Genomic DNA, 16,758 nt, shown 5'->3' with positions numbered 1-16,758 from the left:
ATTTCATGGCTACAATTTTGACATCCAGCCAGCAGACCTTTGTGGACATTACTGACCAAAGGAAGCTGTCGGCATATATTACTTCAAATCTCCCTAAGACTCAGAGTGAAGACCCGAATACTCTGCCTCATGAATATGCACCTAGCTGGGCAACTACAAATCTTGTATTGACTCCGGTTATCTTTCTTGACCAGACCAACATCTCTTTGACCGCTACCGGTGTAACAATCTCTTGGAAACGTAAGGATGGCGTTGCTGCTGAGACATCACTTACATCTGGAGAATCTGTCAACAAAGGTGTTCTTACAGTTAATACAAACAAGCTAGCTGCTTCTGATTCCGGCATGATTACTTACATCTGCTATATCAGCTACTACGATTCTGAAACCAAGAACACAGTCAATATCTCTGCTGATATTACTTATACCTTGGTGAAGAACGCAACAAACGCTCGTCTTGCTTATGTAACTGCTGATACCTATGTATTCAAATATGACACCTCTTCTACTTTAGTTGGTGCTTCTCAGGCCACTCTTACTGCACAGGTTCAGGGCGTAACCATCAGCAAATGGCAGTACAAGAATAGTTCTGGCAACTGGGCAGATTATCCTACTACATCTGATAATACAAACATTACTGGTGGAACATTGGTGGTTAAACCTACGCATGCAGTATTCGTAGATAATGTGGCTCAAATCAAACTTGTGACAAGCGATTCTGATGTATTTGATACTGTAACCATCACTAAGATTTATGACGGCGCCAAGGGCGATAAAGGTGCTACAGGTTCTGCAGGAAGCGGCGGTATTTCTATTGTTTTAGGAAATGAAACTCAGGCAATAGCATGTACCTCTGCAGGTAAAACATCTGCTGCATCAACTATTTCCATTCCATTTACCGGATATGTTGGTATCACACAGACAGCTTGTACCTGCGCAGTTGGAACCTTACCTACTGGCATCACCTTAAAGACTAATACTGCTGCGACTGCTATAGCTGCAGGTTTAATTGAATTATCTGTTGCAGCCTCTTCAAACCTTGGTGCTGATGCTACCTTGACCGGAAACATCAATCTGACATTTACAATTTCAGGAAAAACAGCCACTAAGGTATTTACTTGGACGAAATCCAAAGCAGGAAGCAATGGTACATCAGCAGTTGTTTTCTCTGTATATGCACCTAATGGAACTATCGTACAGAACCAGTCTGGAAAGCTCACGCTGGCCACTTCTGCTTATAGTGGAACTACTGCTATCACAAGTGCTGCTTATCAGTGGGCTAAATATGTGAATGGTACATGGACAAACATCAGCGGTGCTACCGGTTCCACCTTGGAAGTCTCTGGCGCAGATATTATCAACATCCAGTCTTACCGCTGCACGATGACATATTCCAGCAAGAATTATGTTGATGTTATCACCGTGGAAGATAAATCTGACCCCTATGTATCGGAGATGCTTTCCATCGGTGGATTTACTGTTAAGAACAATCTTGGCGGTCTTGTTCCATATATCATCGTCAGAACAAACCAGCAGGAAGTAGATGCCCTTCTTGGCATTATTAGTGAAACTGCACCTTCAAGTCCGAAGTCCGGCGATTTCTGGTACAAGATTGACCATAGCGCTAAGTCCGTAACGCTTATGAAATATAGCGGTTCTGCATGGGCTAATGCCACTGAAAAACAGAGCCTTACTTACACTTGGTATGCACAGGATAAGGATGGAAAAGAAGTAACATTCACAAAGACCGGAAAAGTTATCTATCTTTCTGCAGCTGATATTGATAGCTTGCTTACTTTACAGTGTGATGTTTCTAACTGATGGGAGGTGTAATGAATGGCGCTATTAACTTCATGCCAGCATACCTTCCAGAGTGTGGTAGCTTATGAGGATGCTTTAGATGATGTAGAAATCCTGAAGATTCAGGTGCATGACTGCTACTCAGAAATTGCGAAAACTGCAGATGAAATTACCAGTACCGTTCATGATACCTACATTGAAAAGACTCAGTTAGAAACCATTCAGAAAGATTTCCAGTCTAGCATTACTCAAAACAGCAGCGAAATCCGTATGGACTTTACTGCTATTACTGATGAGATAAAAGGAAACGTAGCTTATAACCAAGAGCTTCTGGAAGAATATATCCGATTCAAAGGTGCCCTTATTGAGCTTGGCAGAGTTGGTAATGCCTTCACTGCCGAGCTGTCCAATGTGGAACTTGCCTTCAAGGAGAACGGTCAGAAAATCGCTTTTATTTCAAATAACAGTTTGGTTATCACCAATGCAGAAATACGAAACAAATTATCTCTTGGAAAAGAGACCAGAGGCTGGTTCGACTTTATTCCAAGAGCAAATGGCAATCTCTCCATCAAATGGCGAGACCCTGCATCTTAAGGAGGAATGATTCATGGCTAAAAGCGGAAGCATAACAACAAATGAAAGTCACGGTCGTTCCGTGAAATTATCTTGGTCATTATCAAGTCAAAGTGTAGAAAACAATCAGTCTACATTATCTTGGTCTATTACTGGTGCAGGTTCTGCCAGCGGCTGGGTTATGACTGGTGGCTTTAAGGCTGTCATTAACGGAACAACCGTTTATTCAACTTCAACAGATACAAGAATCCAGTTATACAATGGTACGTCTGTAGCATCAGGTACAACTAAAATCACACATAACGCAGACGGAACAAAGTCTTTTAGTTTGAGTATTGAAGCAGGTGTTTACACTTACGCAGTCAGCGTTACTGCCAGTGGTACACATACCCTTGATACGATTCCACGAGCATCAACCGTATCCGCAACCAATGCAAATATGGGTTCAGCATCTACGATTACGATTACAAGAGCATCCTCTTCGTTTACGCATACTTTGACATATTCCTTTGGAAGCACCACAGGAACTATCGTTTCAAAGACAACTTCAACATCCGTATCGTGGACTCCTGCTCTTACACTTGCAAATCAGATACCAAATGCTGTATCCGGAACTTGCACCATCACTTGTGATACTTATAATGGCTCAACGAAAATTGGCTCCAAAACTTGTACGCTGACCTTGACAGTACCAACTTCGGTAAAGCCCACAATGACAAGTGTTACTGCCACACGTGTTGATGGTGATGTTCCTGCAGCATGGGCCATCTATGTTCAAAACAAATCAAAAGCAACCGTTAAAATCAATGGCGCAGCTGGTGCTTATGGTTCTACGATATCTTCCTACTCAATCAGCGGTGGCGGATATTCAAGTACTGCGTCCAGCTTTACAACGGGTTTACTTGCAGCTTCTGGAACAATCACTTTTACTGCGAAAGTTACAGATTCCAGAGGACGAGTATCCGATGCAAAAACCGTCAGCATAAGTGTTGTTGCATATTCTGCACCATCCTTTTCAAGTTATATATCACAAAGAGCAACCAGCGCCGGTGTCATAAATGATGATGGCACGTATATCCGAGGACTTATCTCATTTAGCTACGCTACATGCAGTAGTAAAAATACGATAACCTGTGCAACGTACTACAAAAAATCCTCAGCAACTTCATGGACTAATGCCAATAAGAGCTTTTCTTCTGGAACAGCATTCACTTTTGGTGGCGGCGCAATTTCAACAGAAAGCTCCTATGATGTCAAATATACCATCACTGATGCCTTCACTACTATCACTATTATCGATATGGTTTCAACCGCCTCAGTTTTGATGGACTTTAAAGCTGGTGGAAAAGGCATCGCAATTGGTAAAGTGTCAGAAAAAGACAAAACTCTTGAAATAGCGGATTCATGGGAACTTGAAGTGCATGGAAAGAAGCTAATCGACTATATCTATCCTATTGGCAGCATCTATCTAAGCGTGAATTCAACTAGCCCAGCCACGTTGTTCGGCGGTTCGTGGACACAATTAAAAGACAGATTTTTATTGGGTGCTGGTTCAACATACTCGTCAGGAGCAACTGGTGGTGCAGCAACTCATAAATTATCGGTTGCTGAAATGCCCAGCCATGCACACGATACGCCATTTTTTAACAACATGACAAATAACGGTGAAATGAAATCTGACTTTATTGGTGTATTTGGTAAAGGCGTTACTGCTAGCCAAGCTCTTAAAGATACCGGTCAAACATCCACTATGGAAATGTGGTGGATAAATCAAACAAACACTGCAGAAGGAAATGAATGGGCATATTTAACTTCTGCGAAAGGTAGTGGTTCTGCTCATAACAACATGCCACCTTACCTTGTTGTATACATGTGGAAACGTACCGCATAAATCAATTTGGAATCAAGCATCTCTTCGGAGGTGCTTTTTTCATACCAATTTACAGAAATGGAGGACTCAAACATGAAGGAATTTTGGAACACAATCCAGCTCATCTTCACAGGCATTGGCGGCTGGCTTGGCTACTTTCTTGGCGGCTGGGACGGACTGCTTTATGCACTTATTGCCTTTGTTGTAATCGACTATATCACTGGTGTCATGTGCGCAATCAGTGACAGAACACTTTCCAGCGAAGTCGGCTTCAAAGGCATCTGTCGCAAGGTGCTTATTTTCTTGCTTGTTGGAATTGCCCACATTCTTGATGTAAATGTTATCGGCTCAGGCGGTGTGCTTCGCACTGCAGTCATCTTCTTCTACATCTCCAATGAAGGCGTTTCTCTTCTTGAAAATGCAGCTCATCTTGGACTTCCGGTACCAGAAAAAATCAAGGTCGTTTTAGAACAGCTTCACGACCGCTCAGAAAGCAAGGAGGAATAAAACATGGCTTACACAAACAGCTCATTGGTATCCTATACCAAACTTAGTCCGAACCATTCCGGACAGAGAACTAATTCCATTGACCGCATCACACCACACTGTGTTGTTGGTCAATGCAGCGTTGAAACATTAGGTAGCATTTTCTACCCTACTTCAAGACAAGCCAGCTGCCAGTATGGTATTGGCTCTGATGGCAGAATCGGTATGTACGTTGAAGAAAAGAACCGCTCTTGGTGCTCTTCCAGCAATGCAAACGACCAAAGAGCAATTACTATTGAATGCGCCAGCGACACCACTGAACCTTACGCTATGAACAGCAAGGTTTATGATGCTCTTATCAAGCTTTGCGTTGACATCTGCAAGCGTAATGGTAAGAAGAAGCTTATCTGGCTTGGTGATAAGGACAAGACTCTTAACTACAATCCTAAGTCTGATGAGATTGTAATCACTGTACATAGATGGTTTGCCAACAAGTCCTGTCCGGGTAACTGGCTTTATGCTAGACTTGGTGACTTAGCAGCAAAGGTTACTGCTCAGCTTGCAGGAACTACCACTGCACCAGAATCTACTACTTCCGCTTTATATCGTGTACGTAAGACTTGGTCTGACAGCAAGACCCAGAAAGGTGCCTTCAAGGAATTAAGCAATGCTAAGAAGTGCGCTGACGATAATGCTGGCTACAGCGTATTCGATGAAAAAGGAACTGTAGTATATGTCGGTAAAAATACTGCAGCAAAGAAGACTGTATTAGAACTTGCCAAGGAAGTTATTGCAGGCAAATGGGGTAACGGTCAGGATAGAAAGAACCGTCTTACCGCTGCCGGTTATGATTACACCGCTGTACAGAATAAAGTAAATGAATTATTGAAGTAATTTGATGCCCATTGGAGTTTCGTGCTCTGATGGGCATTTTTTATTGTCTTTTCTCCGCTCAAAATCGTCGCTTATCTCCAGTGGGAAAGTGAAGGCATAGCTTTCAGATTGGAGGATATTATGAATCAAACTGAAAACAAGTCTGTTCTAAAAACTACAGACATTGCATCTCACTTAAAACTGGAGCCTACTCCACTTACAGATATTGAATTGCAGCGTGATTATGATTATTTCAGAGCACAGGAAGTCGCAAAATCAATGCTGGATTCTGGACTTATTTCCTTGTTGGAATTCAACAAATTAACGCTCCTTAACCGCCAAACATTCTCTCCGCTATATGTAGAAATAATGCCGGAAATAACTTGATAAATACAGCTTTTAGAGTGATGTATATACACTGACGAAGGGAGGTGAACTACCGTGAAGAAGGTTACAAAAATCGATAAAGTACAGAATGTAACTAGCAAAAAACAGAAGCTTCGCGTAGCTGCTTATTGTCGTGTTTCCACCAGCAATGATTCACAGCTTGAAAGCTTAGAAACACAAAAGGCCCACTACGAAAGCTACATTACTTCTCGTGATGACTGGCAGTTCGCTGGTCTATATTTTGATGAAGGTATCACCGGCACCAAAAAGGATAAACGTCCAGAGCTTATGCGCCTGATGCAGGATTGCGCTGCAAAGAAGATAGACTTTGTTATCACCAAGTCCATCAGCAGATTCTCAAGAAATACAACCGACTGCTTGGAACTGGTAAGAAAGCTGCAGGAACTGGATGTTCCAATCTACTTTGAAAAAGAAAATATCAACACCGGCTCAATGGAAAGCGAACTGTTCCTTACAATCCTAAGTTCAATGGCCGAGGGTGAATCCACATCAATTGCCGAAAATAGCAAGTGGTCAATTAAAAAGCGATTCCAGAATGGAACCTACAAACTCAGTTATGCACCTTACGGATACCGCTGGGATGGAGGTACACTTCGCATTGTTCCTGAACAGGCTGAAGTTGTAAAACGCATCTTCGCCGATGTTCTTTCCGGTAAAGGAACCGATGCCATCGCTAAAGAGCTTGATGATGAGGGTGTTCCAACCAAACGTGGTGGCAAATGGACATCAACCAGTGTCAGAGGCATTCTTGCTAACGAGAAATACACCGGCGATGTTATTTTCCAGAAAACCTATACTGATGACTCCTTCAACAGACATACAAACAAAGGTGAGCTTGATATGTATTACGTAGCTGACCACCATGAAGCGATTATCAGTAAAGAGGATTTTGAAGCCGCAGGACTTTTGATATCACAGCGAGCTGCCGAAAAAGGCATCAAGCGTGAAAGCAAAATATACCAACAGCGCTATGCATTCTCCGGAAAAATCATCTGCAACGAGTGCGGTGATACTTTTAGAAGAAGAATACACTCCAGCACCTACGGCAAATACGTAGCATGGTGCTGCAACACCCATCTGGCAGATAAAGATAAATGCTCCATGATGTTTCTCAGGGATGACGATTTGAAGGTAGCATTCGTTACCGTTCTTAACAAACTAATCTACAGCCACAAGCTAGTCTTGAAACCTTATGCTGCTGCACTTCAGAACAATTCCGGCGATGAGAGTCTTGTCAGAATTCAGCACTTAGAGCGCCTTTTGGAACAGAACACAGAACAGCGAGAAACCTTAACCAGATTGATGGCGCAGGGCTATATCGACCAAGTTTTGTATAACAGCGAAACAAACGCCCTTCTTTCACAGGCCAACACCTACAGGGAGGACATTGAAGTTATCAATGCCACCATGAGCGGTGACAGCTCAAGGTTCTTTGAAACAGAACGTCTACTCCACTTTGCAGAGCGTGGGTCAATGCTTGAAGAATACAGCGAAGATTTATTTGAGAGATTTGTAAACCACATTCAGGTGTATTCCAGACATGAAGTCGGATTTGTCATGAAGTGTGGTCTTACTTTTAAGGAGATGATTTGATGGGACATACGCCACTTGGCTATCGCATCGAGAATGGCATCGCAGTTATCGATGAAGAAGCTGCAGCTAAGGTGCGACAGCTATACAAGAATTACCTTGGCGGTCTTTCACTTACGAATGCTGCTAAGGAAGCTGGAATCAATGCACTGCATGCTGGTTCCAAGCGAATTATGCAAAACAAGCATTATCTCGGTGATGACTTTTATCCAGCCATCATCGATAAGGAAACCTTCATTGCTGCAGGTAGAGAAATCAGGCGCAGGTCAGCTAAACTTGGTCGCAACGATAGATTCAAAGAAATACCTGAGAAGAAGGCTCCGATACTCTTCCGCTTCGGCGATATCACAGAGTATTTTGACAATCCAGTAAAACAGGCTGAGTACTTATACAGCCTTATAGAAAGCGAGGTTATTTGATGGGAAATGTAATGGTCATTCCTGCCAAACGACAAATCGGTAATACCGGTCGTAAGCAGGATGCAAAGCCTAAGCTCCGAGTCGCGGCGTACTGTAGAGTTAGTACTGACAGCGATGAGCAGGCTACAAGTTATGAAGCTCAGGTTGAGCACTATACAGAATATATTAAGAAGAACCCTGAATGGGAATTTGCCGGAATATACGCTGATGATGGTATTTCCGGTACCAACACAAAGAATAGAGAAGAATTCAACCGCATGATTGAAGATTGCGAAGCTGGCACCATCGATATGATTATCACAAAATCAATCAGCCGATTTGCCAGAAACACTTTAGACTGCTTGAAATACATCAGGCAGCTTAAGGAAAAGAACATCCCGGTATTCTTTGAAAAGGAAGCAATCAATACAATGGATGCCAAGGGTGAAGTTCTTCTTACAATTATGGCTTCACTGGCCCAGCAAGAATCACAGTCCTTAAGCCAGAACGTAAAGCTTGGTCTTCAGTTCCGCTACCAGAATGGTCAAGTGCAGGTAAACCACAACCGCTTCCTTGGCTACACCAAAGATGAAGATGGCAACCTTGTCATTGACCCTGAACAGGCTGAAGTTGTAAAGCGCATCTACCGAGAGTACCTTGAAGGCTACAGTATGGATAAGATAGCAGCAGGCCTTGAAGCGGATGGTATTCTTACCGGCGCAGGTAAACCTCGATGGCATACAAGCACCATCAACAAGATTCTCCGCAATGAAAAATACATCGGCGACGCCCTTCTTCAAAAGACTTACACCACCGATTTTCTTAACAAGACCAGAGTTAAGAACACCGGAATCGTTCCGCAGTATTATGTTGAAGGCAGCCACGAAGCGATTATCCCTAGAGAGATTTACATGCGTGTGCAGGAAGAATTGGTACGCAGACGAGTGGTTAAGACCAGCGCCAATGGAAAGAAACGAAGCTACAGTTGCAACCACTGCTTCTCACAGATTATCATTTGTGGCGACTGCGGTGAGATGTTCAGAAGAATTCATTGGAACAATCGCGGCTGCAAGTCCATCGTCTGGCGCTGCATTAGCAAGCTAGAACCTACTGGCCTTGAATGCCACGCCAGAACCATCAACGAGCTTGACCTGCAGGAAATCGTACTAACTGCCTTGAATGAGCTGCTTGGAGATAAATCCAAATACCAGAAACAGCTACAGCAAAATATCACATCGGTCATCAGGGCTTCTGCTGCAATCACCACGGATGGAATTGATAAGAAGCTTATGGAACTTCAGCAGGAGCTTGTTAAAAAGGCTAATAACAAAGAAGCCTACGATGAGATTGCCGACCAGATTTTCGCGCTCAGAGAAAAACGCCAGCAAGCTTCAATGGATACCGTGCAGCGTGATGAACAGCTACAGCGCATCACGGAATTGCAGGATTTCATCAAAGACCAGTCTTCCAACCTTACAGTGTTTGATGAGGCCCTTGTTAAACGCTGGCTGAAGCAAATCATAATCTGGCCAACACACTGCACCGTTGAATTAAAATCAGGCCTCAAGGTCGATGTAGAAAGATAAGCATAAACGCACGAAACCCTCCCAGCCATGATGGTTGAGAGGGTTGTTTTTATTTATTCTTCTTTACTTTCAGGAAGATAATAAATCTTTCCATCTTTTGAAATTAGTTGAACATCTTCTGCATATAGCTCTGATGTATCTACAACATGTAATGAATCATGACCTGATGCCTGCGCGGCAATCATTTTTGCTGTTTTCTTTTCTATTGAACGGAAATTGAAATCATCGTTAAACAGTCCGGGTATGAAATGAATCACGCTATCAAATCCAGCTCTTTTTCTTCTAATTTCATCAGTTTCGATGCCTAGGCGCTGAGTTGTTCCATCATGCCATGCTGTAAGTCGTTCTTGCGTATCACGTACTTGCTTTGTGTAGGTTGGTAATAACGCAACGCACTGTTCTCTTGATACAGCACCCAAGTGTAATGTATATCTCAGGTCAGATATTTTGTAAAGTACATCTAATAATGACTTCTGATACATAAACCAGTTCTGTGCATTACCTAATGCCTTCTCATAAGCTTCATAATCCAGACCAGTTTTCTTTGCGAAACCTGCGAGTGTAAGATTGGCTTGTCCAAGAAGCTGTGTACATTCTTCTTCCAAACTATCAAGCTGAGCAATCTTCGAAAGACGCAACTCATCATTTTCTAAAATCTCAGTTTGAAAATCAGCAATCTTCTTTACATGAGCCACGAGTGAAAACACTCTACTGCGATACTCATTATCCTGAAAATCCTGTATCTGAGAAATACCATCACTGATTTCACTCAGCTCAGCATTTATCTGAGTCATGTAATACTGGCCAACAACCATTGACGCAACGCCCATTGCCGCTGCTGCAGTATTTGCAACAACCGCAGTTCCTTTTTGTGCTTCTACAGCCACAAGATTGGCATGACCTTTAATTCCATCAGCACCATGATAGATACCGCGAACAGCACCTTCCATTGCTTTAGAATTTGTTAGTTTGGCGCCAGCAGGAATAACCGCACGATATAACACTTCGCCATTCGCTGCTTGAACAGCCTGCGCAGCATTATTGACTGCATTCCCGGCCTGAGCTAGTCCCGGAACCAGATTATTAACATGAGCCAGAACTTTGCTATCTGTAATTTCTACCAGCTTAGTTTCATCATCAATAGCTTCAACTGGGAGCATCTCCATCTGAATAATAAGTTCATTTTCCTGATGAATCTCAGCAAGCTCATCTTTTCCGCTTATAGCTTTTGACGTCCCCGGTACTAAATCGTTTGATGAAATAGAGTCACACTTCTTAAATTTTGTATAGATGATAATGCCTGCTGCTATTGCTACAGCTATGACAATACCTATTCCTATGTATTCCATGTATTTTGAACCTCCTATTGTTTCTATAATAGGCTTTGTAATTTTCGCGAATTACTTCAAAGTATAATCTTCGATTGCACCAATTGGATATGCCACATTTTTATCAAACAATACAATATTTCTTCCTACACTCGACACAGTACTTCCATATATGATTCCGGAATACCCAAGAGAAATATAATACTGCGCCATTGTCTGAAACGGAGCATACATTAATGTTTTATCATCTGTATCACTTAAAGGTTCAAATATCTGCTCCGAAAGCAACTTGGTATGTGTATAAACGCCCCATTCTGTAAAAAGCCTTTTAAACTCATCCACGTTTACAGTATGCCTTGGTACAAACCCTAGAGCCTTAGCGGCCTTTATCCCTTTTTTCACTTGCTTTTGCCCATATTCCTCTAATCGAGAATTCAGTTCCTCGTATGAAATATCATCAGCAATTGTTAAGTCTACTAGCTTTAACTCTAAGGAGCTATCATCAAAAGAAAAATGGCAAAACCCAAATCTATCTCCTTCTTTTGCTCTACATTCTGCCTGCGAACATTCATGGATATCAACTTCATTCCCAAGTGCTAAATAAAGCCATTCAACTCCCGGAGGACTGAATCTATTATCCTTTTTAATGAACTCCTTTTTAGGGATAAAGCGTTCATAATCAGGAGCTTCTTTTTCACCTAATATAGTGCCTCTACCAACCAACAAACCATTCAGGTCTTTGACTTTTATCGTTTTATGTTCAATTCCTGAATGTTGATGAAACAAATCATCGTAGACCTTCAAAAAAGTGTAACCTTTTGCTTTTTCAATTTCATCATAGGTAAACATGCCATTTGCTAAAGCATCTCGAAATTCTGACCAAGTTTTCCTTATTGTCTTCTCACTCTTTTCAATTTCACTAAAATCAAATATTTGACCCACGTAAACTCCTCCTTCCATAACATCTAATCCACTGCCTGCTATATTGCCAACAGTCGAGTTGCCGGATTAGACAACATCTAAATCACTCACTCAAATTGAGTTTGCACCCTAGATAACATCTATCCTAGTGCCACAACCCACGACATCTAATCCGCAGCCTAAACCCTCTGACCGTTTTTACAGTAGGTATGTTTCAATATAAGAAATACGGACTTTCATGAGCTATTGCTTAATCTCAAAAAAGCCCGTAAATACGCTACTTTTCGCTATTTATTTCTCTTTTCTAGACATCAAGCAGACCGTCTCCACATGACTTGTATGAGGAAACATATCTACAGGCTGAACAATCTCTGTTTTATATCCCTTTTCTTCCAATATTCTTAAATCTCTTGCTAAAGTACTCGGATCACATGAAACATAAACTATTCTTTTAGGTTTTGCTTTTTCTATGGAATCTAGAAGTTTAATATCACAACCTTTTCTCGGTGGGTCTACAACAATCACATCTGGTTCTATTCCCTTTTCTATTAATTGTGGTATTACTTCTTCTGATTTACCTACAAAAAATTCTGCATTATCTATATTATTAATTCTTGCATTTTCTCTTGCATTAATAATAGCTGGCTCTATAATTTCAACACCATAAACTTTCTTTGCCTTTTGAGAAAGGAAAAGTGTTATTGTTCCAGTTCCACAATAAGCATCAAAAACAGTTTCTTCACCTGTTAACTCTGCATACTCTAAAGCTTTTGAATATAAATTTTCTGTTTGTACAGGGTTTACTTGGAAAAATGAAAGTGGAGATATATTAAATTTAAAAGTATCTATGTAGTCTGTTATTGTATCTTCTCCCCATAAAGTAATACACTTTTGTCCTAAAATAACATTAGTATTTTCCTTATTCACATTTAAGATAATACTCTTTATACCTTCTATATTATCTTTTATACTATTTATAAACTTATCTATATGATCAACTTTTTCCCTTGTTGATACTAAAACTACCATAACTTCATTAGTAGTAAATCCCTTACGTATCATTACATGTCTTATCAGTCCATTTTTATTAAATACTCCATCAATACTTGCTGCTGATATATTATATTTTATCATCCACTCTCTTGTAAGCTTAGAAACCTTATCAGCAATCTTATCTTGAATTAAACAAGTATCTAGATTTATTATATTATGACTTCTTGGTGCATAAAATCCTATACTTAATTCTCCTTTTACCATACCTACAGGTAATTGGACCTTGTTTCTATATCTTTCTGGATTTTCCATACCTATTGGATATTGTACCAAAGCGCTATCTAATCCACCTATTTTTGATATACAGTCTTTTACTCTTTCGAATTTATAATCTAATTGTTTTTTATAATTCATATGCTGAACTGTACATCCACCACACCTTTTATAAACCTTACATTTAGGCTCCACTCTTTCAGAAGAAGATTCTATTACTTCTAATAGTTTTCCATAAGCATAATTTTTCTTAACCTTAACTATTAAAGCTTTTACTTTTTCTCCTAAAATAGCACCTTCTATAAATATAGGATATCCATCAATCTTAGCTATTCCTTCACCTTCATAACCTACACTTATTATATCTAATATATATTCATTGTTCTTTTCAACCAAATTATCCACCTCTTAAAACCTTGTAAGTTTAATGATTTCTAAAGTTTCATCTTATAATATCATAAAAAAACATAAAAAAAAAGGCATCATATGATGCCCAACCCCAGAATTAGTTGCCATTTAATTCCATAATAATATTATTACATTATTTAATTAATAATATACATTATAACTTAACTTATATCAATATAATTATGAACATTTTGTTAATTATCTATTTTAATATTATTTTTATACTAATTTTATACTAATTTATAACAATATTATTATTTTCTTTTGTTTATTTGATAATAATTTTCAATTATCTATTTTTACTTTAAAAAATATATATAATTTCTTTAAATTAATAACCTTAAAATTTTATACCTATTAAAAAAATAAAATTGTGGTGCTAATCAATTAGCACCACAATTATCTAAATTTTAACTATTAACTCTTACTTCTTACTTTTTACTTATTAACTACTAGTTATTCTACTACACTTATCTTTAATAAGTTTGTTGCACCGATCTTATCTACTGGAACACCTGCAGCAATTACTACTGTATCTCCCTTTTTAACAAATCCATTAGCTTCTGCAACCTTTACTGATTCTTCCATCATATGATCTGTTGATTCCATTTTTCCTGAAACAACTGGATAAACTCCAAAGTATAATGCTAACTTCTTAGCTACTCTTTCATCTGGAGTAACAGCAACTATTGGGCAATCTGGTCTGCATTGAGATAATCTTCCTGCAGTAGCTCCACTTTGTGTTGATGAAATTATTGCTGAAGCTTTTAATTCGTAAGCAGCATTTGCAGCAGCTCTTGAAATAACTCCTGCTATAGCAGGTATATGTCTCTTTGCTTTTGATGTAGATATTTCATAATTTAATTGTTTTTCAGCTTCTTTTGCTATTTTAGCCATAGTTTTAACTGCTTCTACTGGCCAGTCTCCATTTGCTGATTCTCCTGATAGCATTATTGCATCAGTTCCATCATATATAGCATTTGCTACGTCTGATACTTCTGCTCTTGTTGGTCTTGGATTTCTTATCATAGAATCTAACATTTGAGTAGCAGTTATAACTGGTTTTCCTGCATTATTACATTTTTCTATTATCATTTTTTGAACTGCTGGAAGTTTTTCCATTGGTATTTCAACACCTAGGTCTCCTCTAGCAACCATTATACCATCTGAAGCTTCTAATATAGCCTCTATATTATCAACACCTTCTTGGTTTTCTATCTTTGAGAATATTTGAATGTGCTCTCCACCATTTTCAACTAAAACTTTTCTTATAGCTTCAACGTCAGCAGCCTTTCTTATAAATGATGCTGCAACTAGGTTAACTCCTATTTCACATCCAAACTTTAAGTCTGCTATATCTTTTTCTGTTAAAGCAGGTAACTTAATTGAAACTCCAGGAACGTTAACTCCTTTATGAGTTCCTACAAAACCTGTATTCATAACTTTACAATTTATTTTATTACCTTCAATTGATTCAACTTTTAATCCAACTAAACCATCATCTATTAATATAGTATCTCCAGGTTTAACATCATTTGCTAATCCTTCATAAGTTACTGAACATTTAGTTGTATCTCCTACAACATCTCCACCTGCATATATTACAAAATCATCACCTGATTTTAATTCAACTTTTTTAGGTTCAAACTTTCCTGTTCTAATTTCTGGTCCTTTAGTATCTAGCATTATAGCTATTTCTTTGTTGTACTTTTTAGCTAAATCTTTTACTAAGTTTATTCTACCTGCATGTTCTGCATGATCACCATGTGAAAAGTTGTGTCTTGAAGCATTCATTCCAGCTTCAATTATTTGTGATAATATTTCTGGGTTTTCACTAGCTGGTCCTATAGTACAAATCATCTTAGTTTTTCTCATTTAATAACACTCCTTTAATTAAGTATATAATAATTTTTGGGTCAACGTTAAATAATTTATATTTATATTTGAGTAAAAAATCAAGTCTCTATATTCTAAGATGAGATTTCATTTGCTATATCAAATAATTTTTCATCAAACTTTCTTTCTAAAGCTAAAGCTTCATCTATATCTTGATCAATTATCTCATTATTTTTTATACCTATTACTCTTGAAGTTTTTCCTTCCATAAGAACTTCAACTGCTCTAGATCCCATTCTAGAAGCTAATACTCTATCTGTAACTGTTGGGCTACCACCTCTTTGAATATGGCCTAATACTGTTGCTCTAGTTTCAATTCCTGTAACACCTTCAACATATTTTGCTAATTCTTGTGCTCCTCCAACACCTTCAGCAAGTAATACTAAGTTATGGATCTTTCCATTTTGTTTTCCTTCTAATATTACTCTGCAAAGTTCATCTTTATCAAAACCTTTTTCTGGTGTAATTATATATTCAGCTCCACCTGCTATTCCTGCATATAAAGCTAAATCTCCACAATCTCTTCCCATTACTTCAACTATTGATACTCTTTCATGAGAAGTAGAAGTATCTCTTATTTTATCTATTGCATCTATAACTGTATTTAAAGCTGTGTCAAATCCAATTGTAAAATCAGTGTAAGTTAAATCATTATCTATAGTTCCAGGTAATCCTACAGTTTTAACACCTAGCTTTGATAAAAGCTTAGCTCCTGTAAATGATCCATCTCCACCAATTACTACTAATGCATCAACACCATAAGCTTTTAATATCTTAGTAGCTCTAACTCTAACTTCTTCTTTTTTAAATTCAAGGCATCTAGCTGTTCTTAGTATAGTTCCTCCTCTATGGATTATATCAGAAACTGATGATCTATCCATTGGGAATAATTCTCCATTAATTAAACCACTATAACCTCTTTGAACACCCATTACCTCAATACCATGATGTAAAGCAGTTCTTACAACAGCTCTTATTGCTGCATTCATTCCTGGAGCATCTCCACCACTAGTTAAAATAGCTATTTTTTTCATGTTGTTTCCTCCTTAACACCACCGGGACAAGGGTTGTCCCACTTTATGTGGAATTATACATTTTTTATTTACTATAATAATTTTATTTTTACCACATTAATAAGTTTTTACTATTTTTTATCATCTTATTTATTTTACTTGCTTAATTAAGTTTATGCAACTAAAATAAATACAATAATTGATTTTTATCGACTTTTTTTTATTCTTTACATGATATATTATAACCTAAATTAACTCCATTTATATATGAAATAATAATATTTTCTTATTTATTATATATAAAATTATTATTTATATATTTTATTAGTTTATATTAACATTA

At 38.6% G+C, this 16,758-nt stretch carries 14 protein-coding genes; 9 read left to right on the top strand and 5 right to left on the bottom strand.

Going from position 1 to position 16,758, the window contains the following annotated elements; all coding sequences use genetic code 11:
• Positions 1-5: 5 nt before the first annotated feature.
• From ACQRD5_RS05465 to ACQRD5_RS05425, 9 genes are all read left to right on the top strand, one after another.
• On the top strand, positions 6-1,820 hold the full coding sequence (locus tag ACQRD5_RS05465; protein WP_427746558.1) for a hypothetical protein: 1,815 nt from the start codon (positions 6-8) through the stop codon (positions 1,818-1,820).
• Positions 1,821-1,835: 15 nt separating this feature from the next.
• Entirely contained in the window at positions 1,836-2,393 is a 558-nt protein-coding gene (locus ACQRD5_RS05460) for a hypothetical protein (protein WP_427746557.1), read from the top strand.
• Between the two features lie 13 nt (positions 2,394-2,406).
• The gene (locus ACQRD5_RS05455; RefSeq protein ID WP_427746556.1) at positions 2,407-4,263 is read left to right on the top strand and encodes a DUF859 family phage minor structural protein; all 1,857 of its coding nucleotides are present in this window, start codon (positions 2,407-2,409) and stop codon (positions 4,261-4,263) included.
• A 72-nt stretch (positions 4,264-4,335) separates the two neighbouring features.
• Positions 4,336-4,749 (top strand): phage holin family protein, encoded by a 414-nt coding sequence (locus ACQRD5_RS05450; protein ID WP_427746555.1) that lies wholly within the window; start codon positions 4,336-4,338, stop codon positions 4,747-4,749.
• Between the two features lie 3 nt (positions 4,750-4,752).
• Positions 4,753-5,622 (top strand): N-acetylmuramoyl-L-alanine amidase, encoded by an 870-nt coding sequence (locus ACQRD5_RS05445; RefSeq protein ID WP_427746554.1) that lies wholly within the window; start codon positions 4,753-4,755, stop codon positions 5,620-5,622.
• A gap of 120 nt (positions 5,623-5,742) precedes the next feature.
• Entirely contained in the window at positions 5,743-5,988 is a 246-nt protein-coding gene (locus ACQRD5_RS05440) for an SHOCT domain-containing protein (RefSeq protein ID WP_427746553.1), read from the top strand.
• Positions 5,989-6,042: 54 nt separating this feature from the next.
• Positions 6,043-7,602, top strand: a complete 1,560-nt coding sequence (locus tag ACQRD5_RS05435) for a recombinase family protein (protein WP_427746552.1) — start codon at positions 6,043-6,045, stop codon at positions 7,600-7,602.
• On the top strand, positions 7,602-8,018 hold the full coding sequence (locus tag ACQRD5_RS05430; RefSeq protein WP_427746551.1) for an integrase: 417 nt from the start codon (positions 7,602-7,604) through the stop codon (positions 8,016-8,018). The genes ACQRD5_RS05435 and ACQRD5_RS05430 overlap by 1 nt, the downstream gene beginning before the upstream one ends.
• Positions 8,018-9,583 carry a recombinase family protein gene (locus ACQRD5_RS05425; protein WP_427746550.1) on the top strand — a complete coding sequence of 522 codons (1,566 nt, stop codon included), beginning with the start codon at positions 8,018-8,020 and terminating at the stop codon, positions 9,581-9,583. Before ACQRD5_RS05430 ends, ACQRD5_RS05425 begins: the two co-directional genes overlap by 1 nt.
• 53 nt (positions 9,584-9,636) lie before the next feature.
• Here ACQRD5_RS05425 and ACQRD5_RS05420 read toward each other — a convergent pair whose 3' ends face one another.
• The 5 genes from ACQRD5_RS05420 to pfkA all read right to left on the bottom strand — a co-directional run bounded on the left by ACQRD5_RS05420 (position 9,637) and on the right by pfkA (position 16,436).
• Positions 9,637-10,932 carry a hypothetical protein gene (locus tag ACQRD5_RS05420; RefSeq protein WP_427746549.1) on the bottom strand — a complete coding sequence of 432 codons (1,296 nt, stop codon included), beginning with the start codon at positions 10,930-10,932 and terminating at the stop codon, positions 9,637-9,639.
• A gap of 51 nt (positions 10,933-10,983) precedes the next feature.
• On the bottom strand, positions 10,984-11,853 hold the full coding sequence (locus ACQRD5_RS05415) for a hypothetical protein (protein ID WP_427746548.1): 870 nt from the start codon (positions 11,851-11,853) through the stop codon (positions 10,984-10,986).
• Positions 11,854-12,123: 270 nt separating this feature from the next.
• Entirely contained in the window at positions 12,124-13,494 is a 1,371-nt protein-coding gene (rlmD, locus tag ACQRD5_RS05410) for a 23S rRNA (uracil(1939)-C(5))-methyltransferase RlmD (protein WP_427746547.1), read from the bottom strand.
• Between the two features lie 468 nt (positions 13,495-13,962).
• Positions 13,963-15,381 (bottom strand): pyruvate kinase, encoded by a 1,419-nt coding sequence (pyk, locus tag ACQRD5_RS05405; protein WP_291628341.1) that lies wholly within the window; start codon positions 15,379-15,381, stop codon positions 13,963-13,965.
• Positions 15,382-15,476: 95 nt separating this feature from the next.
• Positions 15,477-16,436 carry a 6-phosphofructokinase gene (gene pfkA / locus ACQRD5_RS05400; protein WP_291628345.1) on the bottom strand — a complete coding sequence of 320 codons (960 nt, stop codon included), beginning with the start codon at positions 16,434-16,436 and terminating at the stop codon, positions 15,477-15,479.
• Positions 16,437-16,758: the final 322 nt, after the last annotated feature.

Source organism: Clostridium sp. SGI.024, from assembly GCF_050315195.1.
In the GTDB taxonomy this organism is placed as follows: Bacteria; Bacillota; Clostridia; order Clostridiales; family Clostridiaceae; genus Clostridium.
The sequence above is the reverse complement of the archived record's forward strand: the minus strand, read 5'-3'. Positions and strand labels throughout refer to the sequence as shown.